We start from the raw sequence: 23,987 nt of genomic DNA, 5'->3' as shown, positions 1-23,987 counted from the left end.
CCGGGAAGACGCGGTACGCGAAGGGAAGGAACGCCGAGGAGGCCTGGGCCGGGGCCTCCCGGAAACAGCATGGGGGAACACCCTGGCTTGTCCCTGACTTCGGGTTCTGGCTCTGCCGCTGGTCCGTGCCGGGCCGTAGCGTGGAGACATGGGACGGATTCTGTTGATTGTGGCGGCCGTGGTGCTCGCCTTCTTCCTGCTCGGCTCGCTTCTGGGCTTCGTCGTCGGCCTCATCAAGTGGGCCCTGATCCTCGGTCTGATCGCCGTGGCCGCCGGTTTCGTGGTCAAGCTCTTCCGCTCCTCCAGCCTCAGAGGCTGACGGGGCCAGGCCCGCGGAGCCGTTCTCCTCACGGCGGTTCCGCGGGGGCAAGGAGGGCACGGGAATAAGCCGCTCTAACCGGAGATTTCCTCCGGTATGAGAGCGATCATCTACACCGAGACCGGCGGCCCCGAGGTCCTGCGCCTGGTCGAACGGCCCGTTCCCGAGCCGGGACCGGGTGAGGTCAGGGTCCGCGTGGTCCTGTCCGCCGTCAACCCCAGCGACTGGAAGTTCCGCGCGGACGACTCAGGCCCCACCTTCCCCGAGGTGGTGCCGAACCAGGACGGCTCCGGAGTCGTGGACGCGGTCGGCGAGGGGGTCGACGGGCTGCGGCAGGGCGATCGTGTCTGGATCTGGGAGGCCGCCTGGCAACGCCCGGACGGCACCGCCCAGGAGTTCGTGGTGCTGCCCGCCCGGCAGGCCGTACGGCTTCCCGGGGAGGCCTCCTTCGAGGTGGGCGCGGCGCTCGGGATCCCGGCGCTGACCGCGCACCGTTGCCTCACCGTGGCCGACGGCACGGCGGCGGGCGGTGGCGCGGGACGGCTGGCGCCGGGTGCCCTCGCGGGCCGCACCGTGCTGGTCGCGGGTGGGGCGGGCGCGGTCGGCAACGCCGCGATCCAGCTCGCCAGATGGGCGGGCGCCACGGTCGTCACCACGGTCAGCGGGCCGGAGAAGGCCGCGCTCGCGACCGCGGCCGGGGCCCACCATGTCGTGAACTACCGCGAGGGGGACGCCGCCGCCGAGATCAGGCGGGTCGCCCCGGGAGGCGTCGACGTCGTCGTCGAGGTGGCCCCCGTGGTGAACCTCACCCTCGACCTCGCGGTCCTGGCCCCCGCGGGAACCGTCGCGGTCTACGCCGTGGACGGCGGTCCCGCCGAGCTTCTCCTGCCGCTGGGGCCGGTCGCGGCGGGCAACCTCCGCTACCAGGGCGTCCTGGTCTACACGGTGCCCGAGACCGCCAAGCTGGCCGCCGTCGAGGACGTCTCGGCCGCCGTCGCCGCGGGCGCGCTGCGCGTGGGGGAGGAGGCCGGGCTGCCGATCATCCGCTTCCCCCTGGAGCGCGCCGCCGACGCCCACGCGGCGGTCGAGGAAGGAGCCGTCGGCAAGGTCGTCATCGAGGTCGGCGCCTGAGCTCTGTTTCCTCCGGGTCTGAACGGATATCTGGGGAAGGTAGGGGCAGGACGCCCGCCGTACCCGCCCCTGTCCGGCAGGTCCCGATTCCGGCCGCCGTCCGGGGGCGGCGGCCGTCGAGGAGGCAGTGATGGCGATCGCGACGGTCAACCCGGCCACCGGTGAGACCCTGAAGACCTTCGAGCCGCTGGACGAGCGGGAGGTCGAGGAACGGCTCGCGCGCGCCGCGGCCGACTTCCTGACCCACCGGACGACCGGTTTCGGGCAGCGGGCGGCCTGGATGCGCGCTGCGGCCGACCTGCTTGAAGGCGAGCTTGAGGAGACGGCCCGTCTCATGACGACCGAGATGGGCAAGACGCTGGTCTCGGCCCGCGCGGAGGCGGCCAAGTGCGTGACGGGGATGCGCTACTACGCCGACAACGCCGAGGCGCTCCTGGCCGACGAGCCGGGGGACGCGCGGGCCGTGGGGGCGCGGCGCGCCTACGCGCGCTACCAGCCGCTGGGGCCCGTGCTCGCGGTGATGCCGTGGAACTTCCCGCTCTGGCAGGTGATCCGCTTCGCCGCGCCGGCGCTCATGGCGGGCAACGTGGGGCTGCTCAAGCACGCCTCGAACGTCCCCCAGACCGCGCTCTACCTGGGGGAGCTCTTCACCAGGGCGGGTTTCCCCGCGGGCTGCTTCCAGACCCTGCTCATCGGTTCGTCACAGGTCGAACGGGTGCTGAGGGACAGACGGGTGGTCGCGGCGACCCTGACCGGCTCGGAGCCCGCGGGCCGCTCCGTCGCGTCGATCGCGGGTTCCGAGGTCAAGAAGACCGTCCTTGAGCTGGGCGGTTCCGACCCCTACGTGGTGATGCCGTCGGCGGACGTCGAGGCCGCCGTCTCGACCGCCGTCACCGCCAGGGTGCAGAACAACGGCCAGTCCTGCATCGCGGCCAAGCGCTTCATCGTGCACGCCGACGTCTACGACGAGTTCGAGGGCCGCTTCGTCGAACGCATGGAGTCGCTGCGGGTCGGCGACCCCATGGACGAGGAGACCGACGTCGGGCCGCTGGCGACCGAGCAGGGGCTCGACGACCTGGAGAGGCTGGTCGCCGACGCGGCGGGACGCGGCGCGCGGGTGCTGTGCGGCGGGGTGAGCCCCGACCGGCCCGGCTGGTTCTACGAGCCGACCGTGCTGAGCGGTGTCACCCGGGAGATGAAGCTGTTCCTGGAGGAGTCGTTCGGCCCGGTGGCCTCGCTGTACCGGGTGGAGGACGTCGAGGAGGCCGTCGCGCTCGCCAACGCCACCTCCTTCGGGCTCGGCGCGAACGCCTGGACCACCGACGAGCGCGAGCAGGAACGCCTCATCACCGAGCTGGAGGCCGGGATGGTCGCCGTCAACGGCATGGTGGTCTCCTACCCGCAGCTGCCCTTCGGCGGCATAAGGAACTCCGGGTACGGCAGGGAGCTGTCCGCCCACGGCATCCGGGAGTTCTGCAACCTCAAGACGGTCTGGATCGGCTGAGGGGAAAGGCGCGCGGACCGGCCCGCCAGGGGCGCGCGGCCCCAGGGGGTCGCGGGCCGGTCCGGGATCAGGGGATGGAACGGCGCAGCCCGACCGTGTCCCGCAGGACCTCGGCCGGGTCGTGGCCGTCGATCAGCAGCCTGCGCATCAGCGCCGCGACAGGCCGCATCGTGCCGGGGGTGAACCCTCGGCGGGTGACCTCCTGGGTGCCGATGCGCAGACCCCGCATCGGCTCGCCGGGAGCCTGGTCGGGCAGGCCGATGCCGCTGAGGTAGACGCCGCCCTCGGCCAGCCGCCGGGCCGCCTCGTCCCCGCCGCCGAACGCCGCGGCGTCGACCGCGACGTGGTGGGAGACCGTCCAGCCCAGGTCGGCCGCCGCCACGGAGAAGCCCTCCTCGGTCAGCGCGGCGGCCAGGGCGTGCGCGTTCGCGATACAGGCGTCGGCGTAACGCGGGCCCTCGGCGGCGTGCTCGGCCGCCGTCACGGCCAGCGGGGCCAGCCGGGAGGCGTCGTAGTTGGCGGTCAGCCCGGGGTAGGCGGCGGCGGAGACCCGGTGGGCGAGGTCCTCCTCACGCGTCACGACGGCCGCCCCGGGAGGGCCGCCGAAGGACTTGTAGGTGGACATGGTCAGCAGGTGGGCGCCCTCCAGCAGAGGGCGCTGGAAACGACCGCCCGCGATCAGCCCGGCCACGTGCGAGGCGTCGTAGAGCAGCACCGCCTCCACTTCGTCGCACGCCGCCCGCACCCGTGCGACGTCGTGCGGGAACAGCATCAGGCTGGCCCCGATCACCACCAGGACGGGCCGGTGCTCGCGCAGGAAACCCGGCAGGGCGTCGTGGTCGATGCCGAACCCGGCCGCGTCGTAGGGCAGGTCGACGACCCGCAGGCCCCGGATTCCGGCGGCGCCCTGGACGTGGTGGCTGGCGTGCCCGCCCGCCGCCTCGGGCAGGACCGCGATCGTGTCGCCGGGGACGGCGAAGGCGGTGTAGCAGGCCAGGTTGGCCAAGGTCGCGCTCTGCAGCCTGACCTCGGCGAACTCGCCGCCCATCAGGGAGGCGACCCCCAGCGGGGCGAGCACCTCCAGCACGTCCAGCTCGTCGAGGCCGGTCTGGAACTTCTCCCCGGGCCAGCCCATGGAGGGACGGCAGGCCGCCGACAGCTCGTGAGCCGCCCTGGCGCGCTCGCTCATCGTGTTGGTGCCCGCGTAGAGCACGACGCCGTCCTCGTCGAGCCTGCTGCGGTGTCCGGCGAGCGCCGCGCCGACCGTCCGCACGACCTCGTCGAGCCCCAGGCCCTCGGCCGCGGCCTCAAGCTCCGCCAGACGTCGTTGCGCCCTGGGCGAGGCCCACGGGGCGATGCGGCTGCGCTCCTGCACGGCGGTCTCCCTTCACGAGACCCTCTCACTGAACGTGCAAGCGACGGTACGGCCCGCGCCCCGGCCAGTCATCGTCCTGCCAGCGGAGACCTTTCATACATCTGTAGGATTCGACGGTGATCGGCGATGAAGTCCAGGATCTCCTCGATTCCCTGGCCGCGACCGTGGGACGGGGCGTCGCGGTGGACGATCCCGAGGGCCAGGTCGTCGCGCACAGCGTCCACCACGGCGAGGTCGACCAGGTCCGCGCCCAGGCGATCCTGTCCCGTTCCGTCCCCGCCGAGGTCAGCGCCTGGCAGGAGGCCCACGGCGTGGCCACGGCCCGCGTTCCGGTCAGGGTGCCCGCGAACCCGGCGCTGGGCATGGCGGCCAGGCTCTGCGTTCCCCTGCTCCACCAGGGCAGGCGTGTCGGCCTGCTGTGGATCATCGAGGGAAGGACGCCGCTGAGCCAGGAGGAGGAGGCCGGGGCCGTACGGGACGCCGCCGCCATCGCCGCCCTCCTCGACGGCGGAGGAGGGTCGGGCACGCTGCGGGGGTTGCTGACCGGCGGGATACCCGCGGCGCGGGCCGCCGCGGTACTCGGCGAGGGGCCGCTGCGCCTGCTGGCCCTGCGCGGCGAGCGGGGGGAGCCGGGCCGGGCGGTCGAGGAGGAACTGGCCGGGACGCGGCGCCCTCCCGCCTTCACGGTCCTCGACCGGCACGCCGTACTGCTGCTGAACGGCGGGCAGGACGCGACCGCGCTGGCCGGACGGCTGGTGGCCCGTACCGGGGGCGCGGCGGGGCTCAGCGCGGTGCACGCCGGGCTCGGGACCGTCAGGCGCGCCCACCGGGAGGCGGTCGCCGCGGCCAGGGCGGCGGTCGCGGAGCCCGCGCTCGGGCCGGTGGCGAGCTGGCCGGACCTGGGCGTCTACCGGCTGCTCGCCGAGCCGGGGCGGATCTCCCCCGGACCGCTGCACGAGCATCCGGCCCTGGCCGCCACCCTGGAGACCTATCTGGACAGCGGAGGGGACGCGCAGGAGACCGCCAGACTGCTCCATCTGCACCGCACGAGCCTGTACTACCGGCTGACACGGATCGAGGAGATCACCGGACGCAGCCTGAAGGACGGAGCCGACAGGCTGGAACTCCACCTCGCGTTGAAGCTGGCACGCTGGAACGCGGTGTAGCGGCCGGATAAACCGGGCAAAGCTGTGCAGGTGCGGCAGTTGATCAGTGAGCTTGTCAGCGTTCTGGTCGTTGTCGGCCTTATCGGCCTGGCGGCGCTTCTCGTCTCCGTGGTCGTCCTCGTCGCGATGGTGACGCTGGCCGCCTCCACCCTGCGCGGACGCGGCGGGCCGGCACGACGCCGGGGCTGAGGGCCCCGGTTCACCTTGCCCTGGCGTGCTCCTGCTCTCGCCGGGCGTCTCCCGGCCGGGAACGGTCCACCCCGTCGTGCCGCACGTGCTCCTCGTCGAGCAGCAGCGACAGCCCCGGGGCATCCTGGACGAAGCGCAGGTTCTTCTCCAGACAGACGACGGATCCCCGCTCGGGGCGGCTGGTGAAGCGGATGTCGTCGGCCAGCGCCCTCATGATGAGCAGGCCGCGGCCGTGCTCCGAGGTCGGCGAGGGAGCCCGCGTCCCGGAGAAGTCGAACCCCTCGCCCGTGTCGATCACCTTGATGACGCAGCGGTCACTGAAGAGCTCGGTGCTCACCATGTAGTCGTCGCTCGGGATGGCGTGCTGGATCACGTTGGAACACGCCTCCGAGAGCATGAGCAGGATGTCCTCGCGCACCTGTGGCTCGACCCCCAGGGCGCGGAGCGCCGCGTCGAGCAGTTGCCTGATGACCGGAACGCTAGCCGCGTCACGCGGCAGGCGGAGCGTGATTGTGGCCTCCACGGTCCCTCCTTCACGGTTGCCCGCTGAGAGCCCTGCCCCAGCCCGCCCGTCCTAACCGGGACGAACGGCATCTCCTGAATCGCCCGTCCCGGAACGCCTGGTCTTGCGCCTGCGCAGACCGGAGGCGACCAGCCGGGTGAGGAGCTCCCGGGAGGAGACCGGCTGCGCCCCGAGGGAGACGGCGCGCTCGTAGACGGTCTCCGGGACGTCGTAGTGGTCGCGGTCGAAGGCCCTGGCGGGCACGCCGAGCCGTTCGGCGAAGGCGTGCAGCTCCTCGGTGGAACTGTCGCTGACCAGGTGGGACCAGAGCAGGCCGCGGGGACCCGGCCAGGCGGGCGGGTCGATGAGGACGCTCACCGGCGCAGCAGTTCGAGCGCGACCTCAAGGGCGGCGTCCCTGCGCTCGTCGTCGCTGATCTCCTCGTCCCTGAGGAGGAACCAGGAGGCGTGCAGGGCGAACAGCGACATCGAGTTCCTCAGCCGGGTCGCCGTGGGATCGCCGGGCTCGACGAGGATGGTGAGCATCTCGAACATCTGGTGGCGGACCCGCTCCATCGTCGGGTGGCCCTTGAACGAGGCCTGGTTGCGCTCTATGAGACGCATGATCTCGTGGTGCCTGCCCCGGCGCAGGTCCTCGGCGTAGCGGCGTACCAGTTCGCGTCTGGTCTCCTCGGTGCGCGGCTGGGACTTGGCCCACTCGATCAGCTCGTCGAAGGCGTACTGCCGGGCCTCGACGAGACTGGTGATGATCTCGTCCTTGCTCTTGAAGTGGTAGTAGAGGGCGGCCTTGGTCACGCCGAGCGCCTCGGCGATCTCGCGGAGTGAGGTCGCCTCGTAGCCCTGTTCGATGAACAGTTTCAGGGCCGTTTCCTGGATGCGAGTCCGGGTGTCGGCGTTTTCGCTCATGGTTCCCTTTGCGGTGGAATTAACTTGACGGCCGGTAAGTAGGCGCCCTACATTTCCCATCATATCCGACACTAGCCGGTCGGCAAGTAAGCAAGATCCACTAGGGGGCAACGAAAGTGAAGGAGACCGCGACCGCGCCGGCGCGGCAACGTGAGGTCATGGTGGTGCTGCCGGGCCTCATGCTGGCGATGGTCCTGGCCATGCTCGACAACATGATCGTCGGTACGGCGATGCCACGCATCGTGGGGGAGCTCGGCGGCCTGACCCACCTGTCCTGGGTGGTCACCGCCTACGTGCTCGGCACCACCGTGTCGACCCCCATCTGGGGCAAGATCGGGGACCTGTACGGCAGGAAGAACATCTTCCTCGCCTCCATCGTGATCTTCATGATCGGTTCGGCGCTCTGTGGCATGGCCGGTTCGGAGATGCTGGGCGGCACCGCGGACGGCATGAACCAGCTCATCGGCTTCCGCGCGCTCCAGGGGCTGGGCGCGGGCGGCCTGATGGTCAACGCCATGGCCATCATCGGCGACCTCGTCCCGCCCCGTGAGCGCGGCCAGTACCAGGGCATCATGGCCGGTGTGATGGCGCTCGCGATGATCGCGGGACCGCTCGTGGGCGGCTTCATCACCGACAACCTCAACTGGCGCTGGGCCTTCTACGTGAACCTGCCCGTCGGCTTCGTCGCGCTCGCGCTGCTGGCCGTCACGCTCAAGCTGCCGAGATACCGCACCGAGCACCGCATCGACTGGGTCGGCGCGGTCCTGCTCTCGGTCGGCATCACCGCCCTGGTCCTCATCACCACCTGGGGCGGCAACGACTACGACTGGAACTCGCCGCAGATCATCGGCCTCGCCGCGGGCGCCGTGGTCAGCCTGGCCCTCTTCATCGTGGTCGAGCGCAGGGTCGTCGAGCCGATCATGCCGCTCAACGTGTTCCGCGACCGCAACTTCAGCCTGATCTCCGTGGTCGGCTTCCTGCTCGGCTTCGCCATGTTCGGCGCCATCAACTTCCTGCCGCTGTTCCAGCAGACCGTCCAGGGCGCCTCGGCGACCAACTCCGGCCTGCTCCTGCTGCCGATGATGGGCGCGGCCATGGTGGTCTCGCTGTTCGTCGGCCGGGCCATCACCAAGACGGGCAAGTACAAGATCTACCCGGTCCTCGGCGGCGTGATCATGGCGGTCGCCATGTGGCTGCTGTCCACGCAGACGGTCGACACCCCCTCCTGGCGTACCGGCGTCTACATCGCGGTGCTGGGCCTGGGCATGGGCTTCCTGATGCAGACCACCATGCTGATCGCGCAGAACAGCGTCGAGCAGAAGGACCTGGGCGTGGCCAGCAGCGCCTCGACCTTCTTCAGGTCCATCGGCGGCTCGTTCGGCGTCTCCCTGTTCGGCGCCATCTTCACCCACCAGCTCACCGCCAACCTGACGAGCAAGCTGGGGGAGGCGGGCGGGAAGCTCGCGTCGAGCGGAGGCCAGTTCAACCCCGCGGCCCTGCACGAGCTGCCGGCCGGCGTGCGCACCGGATTCCTTGAGTCCCTGGCGTCGTCGATCGGCTCGGTGTTCACCTGGGCGATCCTCTTCGCCGTCCTGGTGCCGCTGGCGGCGGCCTTCATCAAGGAGATCCCGCTGCGTGGCGGCTCCGACCAGGGCGCGGACGAGTCGACCCCGGTCGCGGCGCTCGACTGAACGGCAGGGCGAGACTTGAAGGGCGGCGAGCAAGACTTGGACGGCGGCGAGCAAGTTCTCACCCAGTGATCGCCAAGTCCCTCCTCCCAGACTGGGTGGCATGAACACAACGACGACAATCGTCACCGCCGCCGGGTACACCACCCGGCGGCCGGGGACCGGCGACGCGGTCGAGATCCACCGGCTGATCTCCCTGTGCGACACGCAGGTGATCGGCAAGGCCGACATGACCCTCGACGACGTCACCGACCAGCTGAACGAGCCCGACTTCGACGGGGAGAAGGACGGCTGGGTCGTCCACGACACGTCGGGCCGCCTGGTCGCCTGGGCCTGGGTCTGCCGCAAGGGCACGGGCGACAACATGGACGTCGACGTGGTCGTGCACCCCGACGCCGCCGAGCTCACCGGCGCGCTGTGGGACGCGGTCACCGAACGGGCGGCCGAGATCGCCGCCGAACTCGGCCACGACAGGGCCGTGGTGGACATCGCCCTGTACCGGGAGGACAGCGGCAAGCGGGCCCTGGCCGCCGCCCGGGGCTTCGTCGCCGCGACGAGCTTCATCCGCCTCCTGACCGACCACGGCGCCTCGGTCCCCGAGCCCGCCGCCCCGGCCGGGGTGACGGTCCACCACGGGACGAGCGAGGAGGTACGGCGTCAGGGCCACGCCGTACAGCAGGAGGGCTTCGCCGAGCACTTCGGGTTCACGCCCAAGGACTACGACGAGTGGTTCGCCGACCTCGACTCCTCGGCCAGCACCGACTGGGCGCAGCTCATGGTCGCCAGGGTGGACGGCGAGCCCGCCGCGATGCTGCTGGGCACCGACGCCTTCGCCGGGGACGAGAACTCGGGCTACGTCCGCCAGCTCGCGGTGCTGCCCCGCTTCCGGGGACGCGGCCTGGGCCGGTTCATGCTGCGCCGGGCGTTCGCCGCGGACGCCGCGCGCGGCCGGGTCGGCACCTACCTGCACGTGGACGCCAACAACAGCACCCCCGCCCTGGACCTGTACCTCTCGGTCGGCATGCGGCAGGTGCTGGCCATCGACGTCTGGCGCAGGACCGTCTGACCCGGCCTCCCCGCGGGCCGTACGGCCCGGCCCGCGGGACGGGACCTCAGCGCCGCAGCAGCGGCAGCGCGCAGGCCGCGGTGACCAGCGTCGCCGCGGCCAGGACCACCCCGACGGCCGTCATCGACGCCCCGCCCAGGTACAGCGTGCCGAAGGTGGCCACCCCGACGACCTGGCCGAGCTGGGTCACCATGACGAACAGCCCGCTGGCGTCCGAGGCGTGCTCGGGCGCCACATGGGTGAGCGCGATCGTGAGCACCGGGCTGAAGACCGCGCCCATGCCGAACCCGGCGACGGCCTGCGTGATCCACAGCAGCGGCTGGCCGTGGTCGCCACCGCTCAGCGCGAGGGCCAGACCCAGGTAGCCGAGCGCCGCCACGACGAGCCCGGAGACGACCATGGGCCGCCTGAACCGCTCGGGGACCCGCCGCCAGTTGAGGCTGGAGACGGTGAACGCGGCCGCGGCGGGGACGAAGGTCAGGCCGGCCCGCAGCGGGCTGTCACCCAAGGCGCCCTGCAGGTGCAGGGCGAGGCCGAACAGGTATCCGCCGTAGCACGTCATCAGCCCGAAGACGGTCAGCACCGAGGGGATCACACCCTTGGCCATGAGCACCCGCGCGGGCACGAGCGGAGCGGCCGAACGCCGCTCGACCAGCGCGAAGATCCCCGCGAAGGCCACGCTCACCCCCATCGAGACCCACCCCCACAGCGGCCAGTCCTGCTCGTGGCCCAGCACCAGCGGCACCACCAGCAGACTCACCGCGAGAGAGAGCGTGACCAGGCCCGGCAGGTCCAGCGGGCGGTGCAGACGCGGTCCGCCCGAGGGCAGCAGCCGTACGCCCGTGACGAGCAGGGCCAGCCCGATCGGCACGTTCACCAGGAACACCGGGCGCCACGCGGTGCCGAACAGGTCGGCGGAGACCAGCGTGCCACCCAGCACCTGCCCGATCACGGCGGCCCCCGAGATCACCGTGGCGTACAGGCTGAGCGCGCGGGCCCGCGCGGCCCCCTCGAAGTTCGTCTGGATCATGATCAGCACCTGGGGCACCATCAGGGCGGCTCCCGCGCCCTGCAGGAGCCGGAAGGCGATGAGCTGCCCGGCGGAGGCGGCCAGGCCGCAGGCCAGGGAGGCGACGGTGAAGACGGTCAGGCCGGTCAGGAACAGCGGGCGTCCGCCGTACCGGCCGCCGAGCCGGGCACCGGTGATCAGCAGCATCGCGTAGGCGATGGTGTACCCGGAGATGATCAACTGGAGCCCGGAGCCCGAGGTGCCCAGGTCCGAGCGGATCACCGGGGAGGCGACGTTGACGATGGAGACGTCCAGGATCGCCATGAACTGCCCGGTCAGGATCACCGTGAGCAGCCGGCGGTTACGGGAGGAGGCCGGGAGAGCGGCCGGGGCCTCCAAGATCGGTGGTGCGGTCATGGAGAAGACTGTGAGGGCGGACGGATACCGGTAACGAGAGCCTGCTGATCCTGGTACCGACACCACCTGGCAACGGCTTTCCCCGTCGGCCAGCATGGGGAGATGACCATGACCAGCCGGCGTGCCCGACGGGCGGAGCTGGCCTCGTTCCTGCGCAGCCGCCGCGACCGCATCACCCCCGAGGCCGTCGGACTGCCCCCCGGGTCGCGGCGCCGTACGCCGGGCCTGCGGCGTGAGGAGGTGGCCATGCTCGCCGGGGTCGGCGTCACCTGGTACACCTGGCTCGAACAGGGACGTCCGATCAACGTCAGCGTCCAGGTGCTCGACGCGATCTCCAGGACGCTCCGTCTCGACGAGGCCGAGCGCGAACACCTGTACCGGCTCGCCGACCTGCCGAGCGTGCCCCAGTCACCCGGCGGCGGCGGTCTCGAACCGGAGGTCCAGCTCATCCTGGACCAGCTCGACCCGATGCCCGCCGTCGTCTACAACGGCCGCTACGACGTGCTCGCCTGGAACCGGGCGTACGGAGCGCTGTTCCCGAAGGTCGTCAAGGCCCCGCCGGCCACCCGCAACGCGCTCTGGCAGATCTTCGTCACCCGTTCCTGCTGCCTCCCGATGACCAACCGCGAGGCCGAGCTGCCCCAGATGGTGGCGACCCTGCGGGCGGGCTTCGGGCGGCACCTCGGCGAGCCCGCCTGGGACGACTTCGTCCGCGTGCTGTCGGCCGAGAGCCCCGAGTTCGCGCGGATGTGGGCGGCCCACGACGTGGCCAGGCCCGGCAGCAGGATGAAGATGTTCCGGCACTGCCAGGCGGGGCTGGTCCGCACGGTCTCCACGAGCCTGAGCCTGTCGGCGCCCGCGGAGGCGCGGATGGTCGTCTACACCCCGGTCGACGAGGAGAGCCGCGAACGCATCGCCTGGATCAGCGCGAACCCCGAGGTGTCCCCGGTCGCCGAGCACGTCCACTGACCCCGATAGCCTGAACGGGTGCGAACCCGGCGTCGCGCCCCGTTCGACGGCGGCCCCGGCGAGGCCCTCGATCCGGCGGCGAAACAGCGGACGCCCGCCGCCGGCTGGGACCTTCACCCGCGAACGGAGCGACCATGACACACCAAGCCACGACACACGACGAGGAACGACTCCTGCGCCGCGCGATCGAACTCGCCGCGCAGGCTCGGGCGGGCGGCAACCCGCCCTTCGGGTCACTGCTGGCGGACGGGAACGGCCGGGTGATCGCCGAGGAGCGCAACACCACCCTCACCGACGCCGACATAACCGCGCACCCGGAGTTGAAACTGGCCCGCTGGGCGGCCCGCGAACTCGGCCCGGAGACCGCGGCCGCCACGACCATGTACACCAGCTGCCAGCCCTGCCCCATGTGCGAGGGGGCGATCCGGCGCTCCGGACTCGGCCGTGTCGTGTTCGCCCTCTCCGGCGAACAGCTCAACGCCCTCAAACCGGGTGGCGACTTCCCTGAGGTGCCGCAGCAGGGCCCCACCCTGTACGAGGAGGCCCGCGTCCCGGTGGAGGGCTACTACTGAGTCAGTGCGCGGCGACCCGGTGCTTGGCCAGGTGGGCCAGCACCGCCTGGTTGGCCTCCCAGCCGTCGGGGAACTTCACCGGCACCCCGAGCTGGACCGGCTCCGCGGACGGGTGGGCGTCGAGCAGTTCGGGGATGCCCGCCCTGGCGACCACGACGCAGGCGTGCCGGTGCCGTGAGGCCAGCACGCACAGCCGTCCCGACTCCAGATGGAAGGCGGTGGCGTCCCGGCGCCCGGACAGCGGATGGAGCACGATCGTCACGTCGTACTCCCGGCCCTGGAGCCGGTTGGCGGTGTCGACCGTGATCTCCTCGGGCACCCCGGCGGCGCGGATCGCGGTCACCTGGTCGCGGTGCGCGGCGCCGATGGCGATCCGGTCCGCCGTCACCCGGTGGCTGCCCCGCTCGGAGTGCGCGACCGGCGCCCGCTGCAGCAGCCGTACGGCCAGCAGCGCGACCGCCTGCACCGCCTCGGCGTCCGTGCGCACGGTGTGACGGCTGGGCAGCTCGTACAGCGCCCACCCGGAGGCGGCGGCCTCCTCCAGCGCCCGGTCGTAGGAGGTGCGCATGCCGTTCACGGTCAGTTCGAGCGAGCGGTCACGGTGTTCGGTCCCCGCCCTGAACCCGGTGAACGGGTAGAACGCCTCGGAGACCACCGGCGCCGCCGAGGCGGGCAGCCGCCAGGAGACCGGCAGCCGGTGCACGGGAAGATCGGGGTTGTGGCGCAGCAGCACCGAGACCGCGCTCTGCACCGGGTCCCAGGACAGGCCCGCCCAGCGGTCGCCGTCCACGATCGAGAACGGGTCGAGCTGGCCGGGGTCGCCGACGAACAGCGAGCGCTCGAACAGCGAGGCGATGCGCAGCAGTTTGTCCGAACGCATCTGGTAGGCCTCGTCCACGATCGCCCACGGCCAGGTCCGGTCGCCGACCCAGGCCCACTTGTCCGCGGTGGCGATCACCACCGCCGGGTCGCCCAGGTCGGGCAGCTTGCCCGCGACCGAGACGTTGGGGTGGGCAAGAACGCGAGGCGGCGTGACGTAGCCGCTCGCGGAAAGCCGTCCGACGGTGAGATCGGGGTGATCGGTGGCCAGCCGCTCGACCAGGTCGTCCACCTGTTCGTTGGTCTGCGCCACGATCATCAGTGGCTCGCCCGTCTCGGCGATGTGCGCGGCGGCCTTGACCACCAGCGTGGACTTGCCCGCTCCGGGCGGGGAGTCGACGACCACGCCCCGGTTGCGGGGCAGGTCGGCCAGGACCTCGCCGACGACGGTCGCGGCGGCCTGCTGCGGCGTCATGTCCTTCGTGGGCCGTACCTTCATGACCACTCCTCCTGGGCGTCGTCGTCACCGGGCACGTACTCCTGCGGAGGCCCGCCGTGGGTCCACGGCGTCAGCTCCGGATCGGGCAACGAGGCCGAGGACTGGAAGTCGTCGAGCAGCGAGGTGTAGGTGATCCGCTCACCGGGTCCGGGCACCGCCCCCGGAGCGGGTGTCCTGCCCCGGCCCATCCCCTTGACGACCTTCAGGGTGATCTCGTCGCCGGAGACCTCGACGATCTCGGCGGCGTGCCCGCGTCGTTCCGGGCTGCCGACGACCACGCCCGGCGCCAGCCGTACCGGGTCGGCGGTGGTGACCGTGACCAGCGGCCTGAGCTTGCGCGAACGACCCTCGCCCTCGGTGTGCTCGGGGTCGGCGGCGGTGACCGTCCCGGTGAACGCCTCACCGGTCAGGCGGTACTCGGCCATGATCAGCGGGTCGTCGTAGGCGCGCTGCACGTCGTAGCTCGCCCTGGCGCGTTCGAGACCGGCCAGCCGGGCCGCGGCGCCGACCGCGCCGTCCCTGCGCGCCTGCGGCGGGCCACCCTCCGCGAGCCGTTCGGTGAAGCGGGTGAACGACCCCCGGTCGCTCTCCCAGCGGTCCCGTACCCGTGACCCCTCGGGCAGCGCGCGCAGCAGGTCGACCGCCCGCCACATCAGCCGCCACGTCGGATCGAGCTGGGTGCGCAGCGCCTGGGTGACACGTTCCACCGACCGCTCGGTCGGCGCCTCCTCGTAGGCGCGCATGGCCGGGGCGAGCACCTCGTTGTCGAAGCCCGGGTCCGTCGAGGGCCCCGCGGGAGGCCACAGCAGCGGATCCTCCGCCTCAAGCGCGGCCTGGGATCCGGTCATCCCGGCGGGAGGGTCGATCCAGCCGAGCAGCGCGGCCAGGTTGGCGTCCTCAAGGCCGCTCTGCCCGCTCGCCCAGTGCGCGCCGAGTGCCTCGGTCGCCGCCATCAGCAGGCAGGATCCCGGCTGCTGCGACCGGTCGGCGAAGTAGGTCAGCCACCGGCCGAGCAGCGGCACCGAGGGATGCACCGGATAGGGTCCGTCGACCCTGCGGAAACGGGTGGACCGGCCGAGCAGCCCGAGGAAGGCCACCCCCTGCCGGTTCGGCACCAGGATCTGCGGGGCGTCCAGGCACCGCTCGTACGGCTCGCCGCCCCGCCGCTCGACCGTCTCGGTGCCCTTGCAGAACCCCTCCACGTACGGCAGGACGACCTCGGCCAGTTCGGCGGCGAAGGCGAAACGGAGGTCCCGGTTACGCGGCTGGGGCACCACGAGCAGCCGGGGATGGCCGGGATCGCTGCCGACCATGGCGGCGAGCGGGGCCGCGGCCTCACCGGAGAGGCCGAGCGGGACGAACACCAGCGGCTGCGGGGCCAGGTGACAGTGCCTGACCGTGGTGACCGGCTGCGCGCTCCCGTCCCTGATGGCGCGCAGCCGCGCCAGCGCCGTCAGCGCGCTCATCGCAGGCACTCCTCGCGCAGCCGGTCCGCCAGCCGCAGCAGCCGGGCGATCTCCTCCTGGCCCTCGGCGGGCTCCAGGGTGCCCTCGGCGAGCCCGAGCGCCTCCGCCACGGTCGAGACCCCTCCGAGTTCGTCGCGGACCTGGCGGCCGAGCAGGTCGGTCGAGCCGTTCCCCCTGGCCTCGTCCCGGCAGAACATGCACATGTCACAGGTGGACAGGCAGTCGGGCGCGTAGCGGGCGGGCACCCGGGACAGGGCCTGGGCCACCTCCCCCGCGGGCCGGGTCGGCACGCCGTCCTGACCGGGGGCCAGGTCGAAGGTGAGCTCCTCGGGAAGCTCGTCGAGCAGGGTCTCGACCCGGGTCAGCCGGGTGAGCTGCCGCTTGAGCACCGCCAGCTGCCTGCGTACGTCGACCAGGCACGCCACGGGCCGGTTCGCGAAGTTCTCCGGGCAGACCAGGACCACCTCGTGGGAGACCCGTTCCGGGTCGTGTCCCAGGTCGGCCAGCAGCGCGCGCAGCGCCAGCACGTAGACCGCGGCCTGCCTGGCCGCGGCGGCGACCTTCCGCGGCTCGGCCTGCCCGTCGATCACGCTGAACGACTTGATCTCCACGATGTGGAAGCGCCCGCCGAGCTGGAAGGCGACCACGTCCGGCTCCAGGTAACAGACGTGCCCGGCGATCTCCAGGCTGAGCAGCGGGTGGTCGTAGAAGACAGCGGCCTCCTCCTGCCGTGCGGCTCTGTCGACCAGGGCCCTGGTGTGGGAGTGGCGCAGATGGGCGCCGACGCTCTCCACGTCCTGGTAGCCGACCTCCGCGACGGGCAGTCCGAGCAGTTCGCGCAGCAGCCGGAGCAACTCGGCGCAGCCGTTCTCCTTCACCACGATCTCGAAGGAGTTCCCACGGGTGATCGCGAACTGGGACTGGCCGAAGGGCGCGGGAAAGCCCATGTGCCTTGCCGTACGGTCCTTGTCGACTCCCGCGGCGTCCAGCAGCGCACGGCGTGCGCAGCCGGGGTTGGCGGCCAGCGCCGCGATGGCGCGGGCGTCGTGCGGGTGTGACGGCACGGGGCCGCGCAGCCTGTCCAGCCTGCCGTTCAACTCGCTCCCCTCAGGGTGCTCAGGGCGGCGGCGCCGAACAGCCGCTCGATGTCGGAAAGCTGCCTGCCCGCCCGCGCCGCGACCTCGGCTCGCTGCGCCGCGTCTCCGGCGTGGTGCACGTCGAGTTCGGCGCGTGCCGCGCGGATCGTGAGCTCCGGGTCCGCGGGGGCGAGACCCTCGACGGCTCCCGGGACGTTCTGCGCCATCCGCCGCAGCAACCGTCGGGCGCCCTGCGGCGGATCGGTCATGCGGATGATCCTGTCGGCGACGCGCATGGCCGAGACGAGGAAGTCGACACGTGGGCTCAGCGGCCCGAGCACCCTCCGCTCCGGCTCCCAGGTGCTGTCGGCGAGCAGCCCCCTGGCGGGGGAGAGGCGGTCGGTGAGCGCGGCGCACAGGTAGTAGGGGCGGGCGTAGGGGTCCCCGCGGAAGGAACGTTCCTCGTCCCTGCGCAGGCTGGTGAGCTGGGCGCCGCGCAGCGCGCCGGAGAAGAACGCCTCGTTCACCGCGACGATCATCCTGGCCGCGGAGGGCACCCCCAGCAGCGCCAGCGCCTGGTGGACCTGTTCCCTGACCGGCAGCAGCGGCGGCTCGGTCTCCCCGGTGGACTCCCCGGTGGACTCATCTGTGCCGACCGCGCGGTCCCAGGCCTGTTCGGCCCGGCGCAGGTCTCCCCGCAGGGACCGCGCCAGCGTGTTGTCCCGCGCCTTGACCGCGCGCCGTACCTGGGCGCGGAGCTCGGTTATCCGCAGCTCCAGCGCGTCCAGTGATTCACTCACGGCACGGAGCGTAACAGGAGTTCCACCAGCCTCCCGTGTATTCCAGCGATTTCCAGCATTTCGTGGCGTTTCATTGAGTGGATATATGTGGATAAAAGGGATATTTATAGCTAAATGGCTGGGGTGATTCCGGCGGGCAGCGGGCGGGTGTGCACCACCTCCAGCCGCGAGACGGCACGGGTCAGTACGACGTAGAGCCGGTTCGCCCCCCTGGGCTCCGCCTCGACGACGGCCGCGGGCTCGGCCACGACCACGTGGTCGTACTCCAGTCCCTTGGCGAGTGTGGCGGGCACGGCGGTGACCCGGACGCCGTCGGACCCCTCGCCGAGGGCGGCGATCTCGACACCCTCGGCCCGGACCGCCTCGGCCAGGCCGTCGAGCGCGTCGTCCGCGGCCACGAGCGCGATCGAGCCCTCGTGCCCCAGCGCCTCGCGCACCACCCGCGCCGCCGTACCGGGAAGATCGGACGTCCGGTGGAACCGCAGCAACCCGTCACCGCGGAACGAACGCGTCCTCGGCACATCGACCGCCAGCTCGTCGAGCAGGCGGTTGGCCAGCCTGACGACCGCCCCGGGAACCCGGAACCCGGTCGTCAGGGTGACCGGTGCCGCTCCCGGCTTGCCCAGCGCGGCGAGCTGCTCCGGCCAGCTCCGCGCCGCCCAGGGCGTGGTGCCCTGCGCCAGGTCGCCCAGCACGGTGATCGAACCGTGCTCGCTCCTGCGCGCGACGGCCCGGCACTGCATCGGTGACAGGTCCTGGGCCTCGTCCACGATGACGTGACCGTATCCCCTGGGACGCTCGATCAGGCCCGCCACCTCGTCGAGGAGCACGGCGTCGGCCTCCGACCACCTGGCGCTCTTGAACGAGCGCGGCGGACGTGACCACAGGATCGCCGACTGCTCGGCGGGGGTGAGGATCCCCCCGGCAGCCCCGGCCAGCACGTTCGGATCGGTGAGCAGCTCCGCCACGACCTCCCGGGGCCGCGCCACGGGCCACACCGTGTCCAGGAACTCCCTGACGGCCCTGCCGGTCCTCCTCGTCCACGCCGTGCCGGTCGTCTGTCCCCGAGCCTCGGCCCGCGCCCGCAGGAGGGAGACCAGCCGTGAGAGCACCCGCTCACGCCCGACCCCGTACGGCGGCGCCTCCCGCAGGACGTCGTCGACGACGCGCCGCAGCTCCTCCTCGGAGACCCGCCAGCGGTAGGCCCCGTCGGGCACGGTCAACGGGCCGTCGGGCCGTCTGACCCGCCCGTACAACGCCCTGCGCAGCACCTCGGCCATCCGTGCGTCGTGTTTGACCACCGCCGCGGCCTCGTCGTCGGAACCCTTCGGCGGCCCCTTGGACGGCTCCGGCGCCAGCAGCCGCCCCAGGGTCGTCTGCTCGACGTCCATCTCGCCGAGGGCGGGCAGCACGGCCGAGATGTAGCCGAGGAAGGCCTGGTTGGGACCGAGGATCAGCACACCGCTGCCGGCGAGCCTGCGCCGGTAGGTGTAGAGCAGGTAGGCGGCGCGGTGCAGGCCGACCGCGGTCTTCCCCGTGCCGGGCGCGCCCTGGACGCAGATCGACGTCTCAAGCCCGGTCCGCACCAGCTCGTCCTGCTCGGGCTGGATGGTGGCGACGATGTCACGCATCGGGCCGACACGGGGCCGTTCGATCTCCTCGGCCAGGATCCGGCTCGCCGTACCCGGCGCGCCGCCCTCGCCGAGCCGTTCGTCCTCGAAGCCGGTCAGGACGGGAGGCCACCCCGACCATCCGAACCGGCGGCGCGTCGTGACACCGCGGGAGTCGCGGACGTCGGCCTGGTAGAACACCGTCGAGACGGGTGCCCGCCAGTCGAGCACCAGCGGCTGACGGCCGGTCCCGCCGGAGATGTGCCGCCGCCCGATGTAGTAACGCCGCCCCCGGTGGTCGCCCGCGTCCGCCCCCGCGCCGAAGTCGAGACGGCCGAAGAACACGGGCCCCTCGGGCTCCTCGGCCAGCTCCTTGGCGAGGCTCTTGAGATGGCGCCCCAGCCGTTCGGCACTGTAGCGGTCACCCGCCACATGCTCGCCGACGACGACGTTGAACCGTGCGCCGTCGAGCATCCCTCGCAGCGCCGCCCTGCATTCCTCCAGGTAGGACCGCTCCTTGTCGAGTCCGGTGCCGGTCACCAGCATCACCTCTCAAAGCTTAACCGAGTCAATATATTAACCCGGTTAACCACCTGTTAGGTTGGACGGGTGACAGGACTCCGGCAGCTCAAGAAACAGCAGGTCCACGACGCGATCTCCACGGCGGCCATCACCCTGTTCCTCGACCGGGGCTTCGACGAGGTGTCCGTCGCCGAGGTCGCCGCCGCCGCGGGGGTCTCCAAACCGACGCTGTTCAAGTACTTCGCCTCGAAGGAGGACCTCGTCCTCCACCGCATCTCCGACCACCACGAGGAGTCGGCACGAGTCGTACGGCACCGCGGCCGGGACGAGAGCCCCCTGGCCGCCCTCCACCGTCACTTCCTCGAAGGACTCCGCAGGCGCGACCCCGTGACAGGGCTCAACGACCACCCGACGGTGCTCGCCTACCACCGGATGATCTTCTCGACCCCCGGCCTGGCCGCCAGACTCGTGCACCACACGACCAAGGACGAGGAGGCCCTGGCCGAAGCGCTCAGGGAGGTCACGGACGAGCTCACCGCCCGACTCGTGGCCGCGCAGACGCTGGCCGTACAGCGGGTGCTGGCCAGGGAGAACTGGGCCAGGCTCACCCGGGGGGAGACCGCCGACGAGGTCTACCCGTCGGCGGTCGCCGCCGCCGACCACGCGTTCGGCCTGCTGCCCCAGCCGGGCTGACCGGAACGGCCGCGCACAGGAACGGGGTGCCGCCCCCGAAGGGACGACACCCCGCGACACCGGAGGCCGAGCTCAGGCGCCCACCTCGGAGCGGTCACCGGACCACAGGGTGTGGAAGGCGCCCTCCCGGTCCGTCCGCTGGTAGGTGTGCGCGCCGAAGAAGTCGCGCTGCCCCTGGATCAGGGCGGCGGGCAGCCGCTCGGCGCGCAGCGAGTCGTAGTAGGCGAGCGCCGTGGAGAAACCGGGCACCGGAATGCCCAGCTCGGCCGCCTTCGCCACCACCCGCCGCCACGAGTCCTGCGCCAGGCTGAGCGCCTCGACGAAGATCGGCGCGGTCAGCAGCGTCACCGGCGGCGTGCTCTCCTCGTAGGCCTCGCGGATCCGGTCCAGGAAGACCGCCCTGATGATGCAGCCACCCCGCCAGATCGTGGCCAGCGCGCCCGGATCGACGTCCCAGCCGTACTCGGCGCTCCCCGCCCTGATCTGGTCGAACCCCTGCGCGTAGGCGATGATCTTCGACGCGTACAGCGCCCGCCGTACGTCCTCGACGAAGTCGTCACCGAGCGTCCGATCGGGCACGGGCGTGGGGCCGGGGAGCCCGCGGGCGGCCTCCCGCAGGTCGGCGTGACCGGAGACCGAACGGGCGAAGACGGCCTCGGCGATACCGCTCACCGGCACACCCAGGTCGAGCGCGATCTGCACCGTCCAGCGCCCGGTGCCCTTCTGCTCGGCCCGGTCGGCGATCACGTCGACCAGCGGCCCGCCGGTCGAGGCGTCCACCTGCCTGAGCACCTCGGCGGTGATCTCGATCAGGTAGGAGGACAGCTCACCCCGGTTCCACTCGTCGAAGACGTCGGCGAGCCGCGAGGGCTCCAGCCCGGCCCCCTGCCTGAGCAGGTCGTAGGCCTCGGCGATGAGCTGCATGTCGGCGTACTCGATGCCGTTGTGCACCATCTTGACGAAGTGACCGGCCCCGTCGGGACCGATGTGCGTACAGCACGGCACCCCGTCCACCTTCGCCGCGATGTCCTCGAACAACGGCCCGAGCGCCGCGTACGACTCCTTCGAACCGCCGGGCATGATGCTCGGCCCGAGCAGCGCGCCCTCCTCACCGCCCGAGACCCCGGCGCCGACGAAGTGGATGCCCCGTTCCCGAAGCGCCGCCTCACGCCTGCGGGTGTCGAGGAAGTGCGCGTTGCCGCCGTCGACGAGCATGTCACCCGGTTCGAGCAACGGGGCGAACTCCTCGATCACCGCGTCCGTCGGAGCCCCGGCCTTGACCATGATGAGGACACGGCGGGGACGTTCGAGCGCCGCGACGAACTCCTCCGGAGTCTCACAGGCGACGAAGGTTCCCTCGTCCCCGTGCTCCTCGACCAGCTTCGTGGTCCGTGACAGAGACCTGTTGTGCACCGCGACCACATGCCCGTGCCTGGCGAGGTTGCGGGCCAGATTCGCCCCCATCACCGCCAGGCCGGTCACACCTATCTGCGCCTGAGTCATGTTGTGACACCCCCTATTACGTTCAAGGATGCCCAGTCTGCACCGATCGCTCCCCACAGCGCGCGCCGAGCCGCGCCGACGCCCGGAGCCGGCTCAGGGCCGGGTCTCAGGGCCGGGTCTCAGGGCCGGAAGGACGACCCCGCCCGGTCGCCGCCGACAACGCTCCCGAGACAGCGGTAGGTCCGCACCCCCGAGGCGAACCGCTCCTTCGAGGGCGGCAACACCGCGATCTGCCAGTCCGAGGGAATGATCTTGACGGCGGCGCCGCGCCGGGAGCTGAGCATGACCGACGACGCGCACACCTTGCGCACCATCGGATCGCGCTCGGCGGCCCCCGCGTCGTAGGTGAGGCCGCCCGGCAGCGTGGCGATCGCGAACGTCTCCCACGCGTGCGGCTCCTCGCACCTGACGGGCCGCGCCGACGCGTCCCCCGCGATCACGACGAGTCCGCCCCAGCACTCGGCCTTCTGCACGCACGAGGCACGGCCACCGGGCACGGCCGCCGCGGGACAGTCCAGGGTGAACGTGGCGACCTCGGCGTTCGTCCCCTGAGCCCCCGTACCGGGGCCCCCGGCCTCGGAGGTGTCCGCGAGGCCGCCGACGGAGGCGCCCTGACCGAAGTTCTCCATGATCATCAGCCCGACCCCGGCCAGCAGCAGGATCACGAAGGCGGCCGCGACCGCGACGAACACCCGGGTGTTCGAGGCGCCGGCGGTGGGCGCCGCCGCGTCCTTGGCCGGTGACTGGGTCACGCCGAGCTCCTGAAGACCGGGTGAGGTCAGGTGCGCGCGCATCACCTCTCTCCCCGGCCCCGGCCGCGCCCCCGGCACGCCGTACGACGCGTGCCCCCCGGTCTGAGGAGTGGGGCGGGGCCCGGAGGCGTACGGAGGCGGTACCGGGACGGACGGCGGTGGAACGGGAGAAGGACGCGGCGGCATCGGCCTGCCGTCCCGGGCCCCCCGTTCCAGGTGCAGATCGGTGAGGGCGTCCCGCAGGGCCGCGACCGAGGGGGTGCGTCGCGCGGGATCGCTGTCCATGGCCTGACGGAGCACGGCGGTCAGCTCCGGCGGCACACCGGGGATCTCCGGGATCGGCAGCCGGTGCAGGGCCATGATGACCGCGATGTTGGCCACCCCGCTCTCCGGAAACCGGGGAGGACGCCCGGACAGCAACGCGTAGAGAGTGGCGGAGAGGGAGTAGACGTCTCCCGCCGCGGAGGGCTCCGTCAGGTCGAACGCCTCGGGCGGCGCGTAGGCGGGGGTGAGCGACTCTCTGGTCACCGAGGCCTCGCCCCCCGCGGAGGGCATGGTCGCCAGCCCGAAGTCGGACAGCACCACGTTGCCGTACCGGTTGATCAGGATGTTGGCCGGCTTGATGTCCCGGTGCAGCACCCCCGCGGAGTGGGCGGCGGCCAGCGCGTCGGCGATCCGGACGCCGATGTCGGCGACCTCGGCGGGAGCCAGCGGCCCCTCCGCACGCAACCGGTCGAGCAGCGACCCTCCAGGACACAGCTCCAGCACCATGTACGGCCTGCCGTCGGCGAGCACTCCGGCGTCATAGACATGGGCCACGTGCGGATGCCCCGACAGGGCTCCCGCCGAGGTGACCTCCCGCATGAAGCGCCGCCGGTCACGCTCGGAGAGCAGAACGCGGTTGTCGACCTTGAGCGCGACCTCCCGGTCGACCGCCAGCTGCCGGGCCCGGTAGACGATCCCGAAACCGCCTTGGCCGAGTACGCCGGATATGTCGTAGCCGGGTACTGAAAAGGCGCCCGCTTCAGCCATCTGCCACCTCCTGACGATGGGCAGATTATCGGAGTTCAGCGTCGTCCCGGCTGCGTGACCGGCCCTGATTTGACGACGTCCCTCGGGGGACATAGAGTCACCAGGCCCGAGGGCGCCGACGATGTCGGTGAGACCCCGGGAACCCCTTCTGACTCACTCTCGACCGAGACACGTGTGTCCCGGTCGCTTCGGTTCGACACGTTCCGGATGTCAGAGTAAATTGGAAGGGTTGCTCCGGAGACGGGGCGGTCTGAAATTCCTCGGACAGGCTTTATCGAAGAAAATGCGATCCGGTCGGATCGGTTTGACACGAAAAAGCGGGTCTGAAAGAATAAAGACACAACGAAATGAACGAAACGAAACGCCCCGGAATTCCGGCCGG

Annotated in this window: 22 protein-coding genes; 10 read left to right on the top strand and 12 right to left on the bottom strand. The window is 71.7% G+C overall.

Annotated features, from left to right (window positions below; genetic code table 11):
* Positions 1-148: 148 nt before the first annotated feature.
* The 3 genes from ABT340_RS23725 to ABT340_RS23715 all read left to right on the top strand — a co-directional run bounded on the left by ABT340_RS23725 (position 149) and on the right by ABT340_RS23715 (position 2,954).
* Positions 149-319 (top strand): hypothetical protein, encoded by a 171-nt coding sequence (locus ABT340_RS23725; protein ID WP_352012995.1) that lies wholly within the window; start codon positions 149-151, stop codon positions 317-319.
* Positions 320-415: 96 nt separating this feature from the next.
* Positions 416-1,450, top strand: coding sequence for an NADPH:quinone reductase (locus ABT340_RS23720; protein WP_352012994.1), 1,035 nt, complete (start codon positions 416-418; stop codon positions 1,448-1,450).
* Positions 1,451-1,580: 130 nt separating this feature from the next.
* On the top strand, positions 1,581-2,954 hold the full coding sequence (locus tag ABT340_RS23715) for an NADP-dependent succinic semialdehyde dehydrogenase (RefSeq protein WP_352012993.1): 1,374 nt from the start codon (positions 1,581-1,583) through the stop codon (positions 2,952-2,954).
* Positions 2,955-3,021: 67 nt separating this feature from the next.
* On the opposite strand, the gene glyA is transcribed toward ABT340_RS23715, so the two are convergent.
* Positions 3,022-4,329 (bottom strand): serine hydroxymethyltransferase, encoded by a 1,308-nt coding sequence (gene glyA / locus ABT340_RS23710; RefSeq protein WP_352012992.1) that lies wholly within the window; start codon positions 4,327-4,329, stop codon positions 3,022-3,024.
* A gap of 116 nt (positions 4,330-4,445) precedes the next feature.
* On the opposite strand from glyA, the gene ABT340_RS23705 reads away from it, so the two are divergent.
* Together ABT340_RS23705 and ABT340_RS23700 are read left to right on the top strand one after the other, a co-directional pair.
* The gene (locus tag ABT340_RS23705; protein WP_352012991.1) at positions 4,446-5,495 is read left to right on the top strand and encodes a PucR family transcriptional regulator; all 1,050 of its coding nucleotides are present in this window, start codon (positions 4,446-4,448) and stop codon (positions 5,493-5,495) included.
* Between the two features lie 39 nt (positions 5,496-5,534).
* The gene (locus ABT340_RS23700; protein ID WP_352012990.1) at positions 5,535-5,684 is read left to right on the top strand and encodes a hypothetical protein; all 150 of its coding nucleotides are present in this window, start codon (positions 5,535-5,537) and stop codon (positions 5,682-5,684) included.
* A 10-nt stretch (positions 5,685-5,694) separates the two neighbouring features.
* On the opposite strand, the gene ABT340_RS23695 is transcribed toward ABT340_RS23700, so the two are convergent.
* From ABT340_RS23695 to ABT340_RS23685, 3 genes are read right to left on the bottom strand one after another with little or no spacing between them, the layout of a single operon-like run.
* Positions 5,695-6,207: an ATP-binding protein gene (locus ABT340_RS23695; protein WP_352012989.1), complete on the bottom strand. Its 513-nt coding sequence runs from the start codon at positions 6,205-6,207 to the stop codon at positions 5,695-5,697.
* A 51-nt stretch (positions 6,208-6,258) separates the two neighbouring features.
* Complete coding sequence (locus ABT340_RS23690) at positions 6,259-6,564, bottom strand: DUF4031 domain-containing protein (RefSeq protein WP_352012988.1); 306 nt, start codon at positions 6,562-6,564, stop codon at positions 6,259-6,261.
* A complete protein-coding gene (locus ABT340_RS23685; RefSeq protein WP_352012987.1) occupies positions 6,561-7,112 on the bottom strand; it encodes a TetR/AcrR family transcriptional regulator in 552 nt (183 codons plus the stop codon). The genes ABT340_RS23690 and ABT340_RS23685 overlap by 4 nt, the downstream gene beginning before the upstream one ends.
* A 116-nt stretch (positions 7,113-7,228) precedes the next feature.
* Between ABT340_RS23685 and ABT340_RS23680 the strand changes: the two genes are divergently transcribed.
* Together ABT340_RS23680 and ABT340_RS23675 are read left to right on the top strand one after the other, a co-directional pair.
* Positions 7,229-8,803, top strand: coding sequence for an MDR family MFS transporter (locus ABT340_RS23680; RefSeq protein WP_352012986.1), 1,575 nt, complete (start codon positions 7,229-7,231; stop codon positions 8,801-8,803).
* A gap of 100 nt (positions 8,804-8,903) precedes the next feature.
* Positions 8,904-9,866 (top strand): GNAT family N-acetyltransferase, encoded by a 963-nt coding sequence (locus ABT340_RS23675; protein ID WP_352012985.1) that lies wholly within the window; start codon positions 8,904-8,906, stop codon positions 9,864-9,866.
* 46 nt (positions 9,867-9,912) lie between these two features.
* On the opposite strand, the gene ABT340_RS23670 is transcribed toward ABT340_RS23675, so the two are convergent.
* Positions 9,913-11,292, bottom strand: a complete 1,380-nt coding sequence (locus ABT340_RS23670; protein WP_352012984.1) for an MFS transporter — start codon at positions 11,290-11,292, stop codon at positions 9,913-9,915.
* A gap of 102 nt (positions 11,293-11,394) precedes the next feature.
* Between ABT340_RS23670 and ABT340_RS23665 the strand changes: the two genes are divergently transcribed.
* The gene (locus ABT340_RS23665; RefSeq protein ID WP_352012983.1) at positions 11,395-12,261 is read left to right on the top strand and encodes a helix-turn-helix transcriptional regulator; all 867 of its coding nucleotides are present in this window, start codon (positions 11,395-11,397) and stop codon (positions 12,259-12,261) included.
* Between the two features lie 134 nt (positions 12,262-12,395).
* Positions 12,396-12,833, top strand: a complete 438-nt coding sequence (locus tag ABT340_RS23660) for a nucleoside deaminase (protein WP_352012982.1) — start codon at positions 12,396-12,398, stop codon at positions 12,831-12,833.
* Position 12,834: 1 nt separating this feature from the next.
* Here the strand turns inward: ABT340_RS23660 and ABT340_RS23655 are convergent, their stop codons facing one another.
* The 5 genes from ABT340_RS23655 to ABT340_RS23635 all read right to left on the bottom strand — a co-directional run bounded on the left by ABT340_RS23655 (position 12,835) and on the right by ABT340_RS23635 (position 19,649).
* Complete coding sequence (locus ABT340_RS23655) at positions 12,835-14,151, bottom strand: AAA family ATPase (protein ID WP_352012981.1); 1,317 nt, start codon at positions 14,149-14,151, stop codon at positions 12,835-12,837.
* The gene (locus tag ABT340_RS23650; RefSeq protein ID WP_352012980.1) at positions 14,148-15,617 is read right to left on the bottom strand and encodes a hypothetical protein; all 1,470 of its coding nucleotides are present in this window, start codon (positions 15,615-15,617) and stop codon (positions 14,148-14,150) included. Before ABT340_RS23650 ends, ABT340_RS23655 begins: the two co-directional genes overlap by 4 nt.
* Positions 15,614-16,714, bottom strand: a complete 1,101-nt coding sequence (locus ABT340_RS23645; RefSeq protein WP_352012979.1) for a hypothetical protein — start codon at positions 16,712-16,714, stop codon at positions 15,614-15,616. The genes ABT340_RS23650 and ABT340_RS23645 overlap by 4 nt, the downstream gene beginning before the upstream one ends.
* Positions 16,711-17,493 (bottom strand): hypothetical protein, encoded by a 783-nt coding sequence (locus tag ABT340_RS23640; RefSeq protein WP_352012978.1) that lies wholly within the window; start codon positions 17,491-17,493, stop codon positions 16,711-16,713. The genes ABT340_RS23645 and ABT340_RS23640 overlap by 4 nt, the downstream gene beginning before the upstream one ends.
* A 110-nt stretch (positions 17,494-17,603) precedes the next feature.
* Entirely contained in the window at positions 17,604-19,649 is a 2,046-nt protein-coding gene (locus ABT340_RS23635; RefSeq protein WP_352013230.1) for a HelD family protein, read from the bottom strand.
* A gap of 63 nt (positions 19,650-19,712) precedes the next feature.
* Between ABT340_RS23635 and ABT340_RS23630 the strand changes: the two genes are divergently transcribed.
* On the top strand, positions 19,713-20,318 hold the full coding sequence (locus ABT340_RS23630; protein WP_352012977.1) for a TetR/AcrR family transcriptional regulator: 606 nt from the start codon (positions 19,713-19,715) through the stop codon (positions 20,316-20,318).
* A gap of 72 nt (positions 20,319-20,390) precedes the next feature.
* On the opposite strand, the gene gnd is transcribed toward ABT340_RS23630, so the two are convergent.
* On the bottom strand, positions 20,391-21,821 hold the full coding sequence (gene gnd / locus ABT340_RS23625) for an NADP-dependent phosphogluconate dehydrogenase (RefSeq protein ID WP_352012976.1): 1,431 nt from the start codon (positions 21,819-21,821) through the stop codon (positions 20,391-20,393).
* Between the two features lie 119 nt (positions 21,822-21,940).
* Positions 21,941-23,605, bottom strand: coding sequence for a serine/threonine-protein kinase (locus ABT340_RS23620; protein WP_352012975.1), 1,665 nt, complete (start codon positions 23,603-23,605; stop codon positions 21,941-21,943).
* Between the last annotated feature and the right edge of the window lie 382 nt (positions 23,606-23,987).

The sequence above is a fragment of the Streptosporangium sp. NPDC000239 genome, assembly GCF_040300765.1.
Taxonomy (GTDB): Bacteria; Actinomycetota; Actinomycetes; order Streptosporangiales; family Streptosporangiaceae; genus Streptosporangium.
The sequence above is the reverse complement of the archived record's forward strand: the minus strand, read 5'-3'. Positions and strand labels throughout refer to the sequence as shown.

Excerpts from the sequence above, each read along its gene's own strand:
- ABT340_RS23665 (WP_352012983.1), top strand. The coding sequence starts at position 11,395 with ATGACCATGACCAGCCGGCGTGCCCGACGGGCGGAGCTGGCCTCGTTC.
- ABT340_RS23670 (WP_352012984.1), bottom strand. The coding sequence starts at position 11,292 with ATGACCGCACCACCGATCTTGGAGGCCCCGGCCGCTCTCCCGGCCTCC.
- ABT340_RS23720 (WP_352012994.1), top strand. The coding sequence starts at position 416 with ATGAGAGCGATCATCTACACCGAGACCGGCGGCCCCGAGGTCCTGCGC.
- ABT340_RS23725 (WP_352012995.1), top strand. The coding sequence starts at position 149 with ATGGGACGGATTCTGTTGATTGTGGCGGCCGTGGTGCTCGCCTTCTTC.
- ABT340_RS23635 (WP_352013230.1), bottom strand. The coding sequence starts at position 19,649 with ATGCTGGTGACCGGCACCGGACTCGACAAGGAGCGGTCCTACCTGGAG.
- ABT340_RS23715 (WP_352012993.1), top strand. The coding sequence starts at position 1,581 with ATGGCGATCGCGACGGTCAACCCGGCCACCGGTGAGACCCTGAAGACC.
- gnd (WP_352012976.1), bottom strand. The coding sequence starts at position 21,821 with ATGACTCAGGCGCAGATAGGTGTGACCGGCCTGGCGGTGATGGGGGCG.
- ABT340_RS23655 (WP_352012981.1), bottom strand. The coding sequence starts at position 14,151 with ATGAAGGTACGGCCCACGAAGGACATGACGCCGCAGCAGGCCGCCGCG.
- ABT340_RS23675 (WP_352012985.1), top strand. The coding sequence starts at position 8,904 with ATGAACACAACGACGACAATCGTCACCGCCGCCGGGTACACCACCCGG.
- ABT340_RS23685 (WP_352012987.1), bottom strand. The coding sequence starts at position 7,112 with ATGAGCGAAAACGCCGACACCCGGACTCGCATCCAGGAAACGGCCCTG.
- ABT340_RS23620 (WP_352012975.1), bottom strand. The coding sequence starts at position 23,605 with ATGGCTGAAGCGGGCGCCTTTTCAGTACCCGGCTACGACATATCCGGC.
- ABT340_RS23660 (WP_352012982.1), top strand. The coding sequence starts at position 12,396 with ATGACACACCAAGCCACGACACACGACGAGGAACGACTCCTGCGCCGC.
- ABT340_RS23650 (WP_352012980.1), bottom strand. The coding sequence starts at position 15,617 with ATGAGCGCGCTGACGGCGCTGGCGCGGCTGCGCGCCATCAGGGACGGG.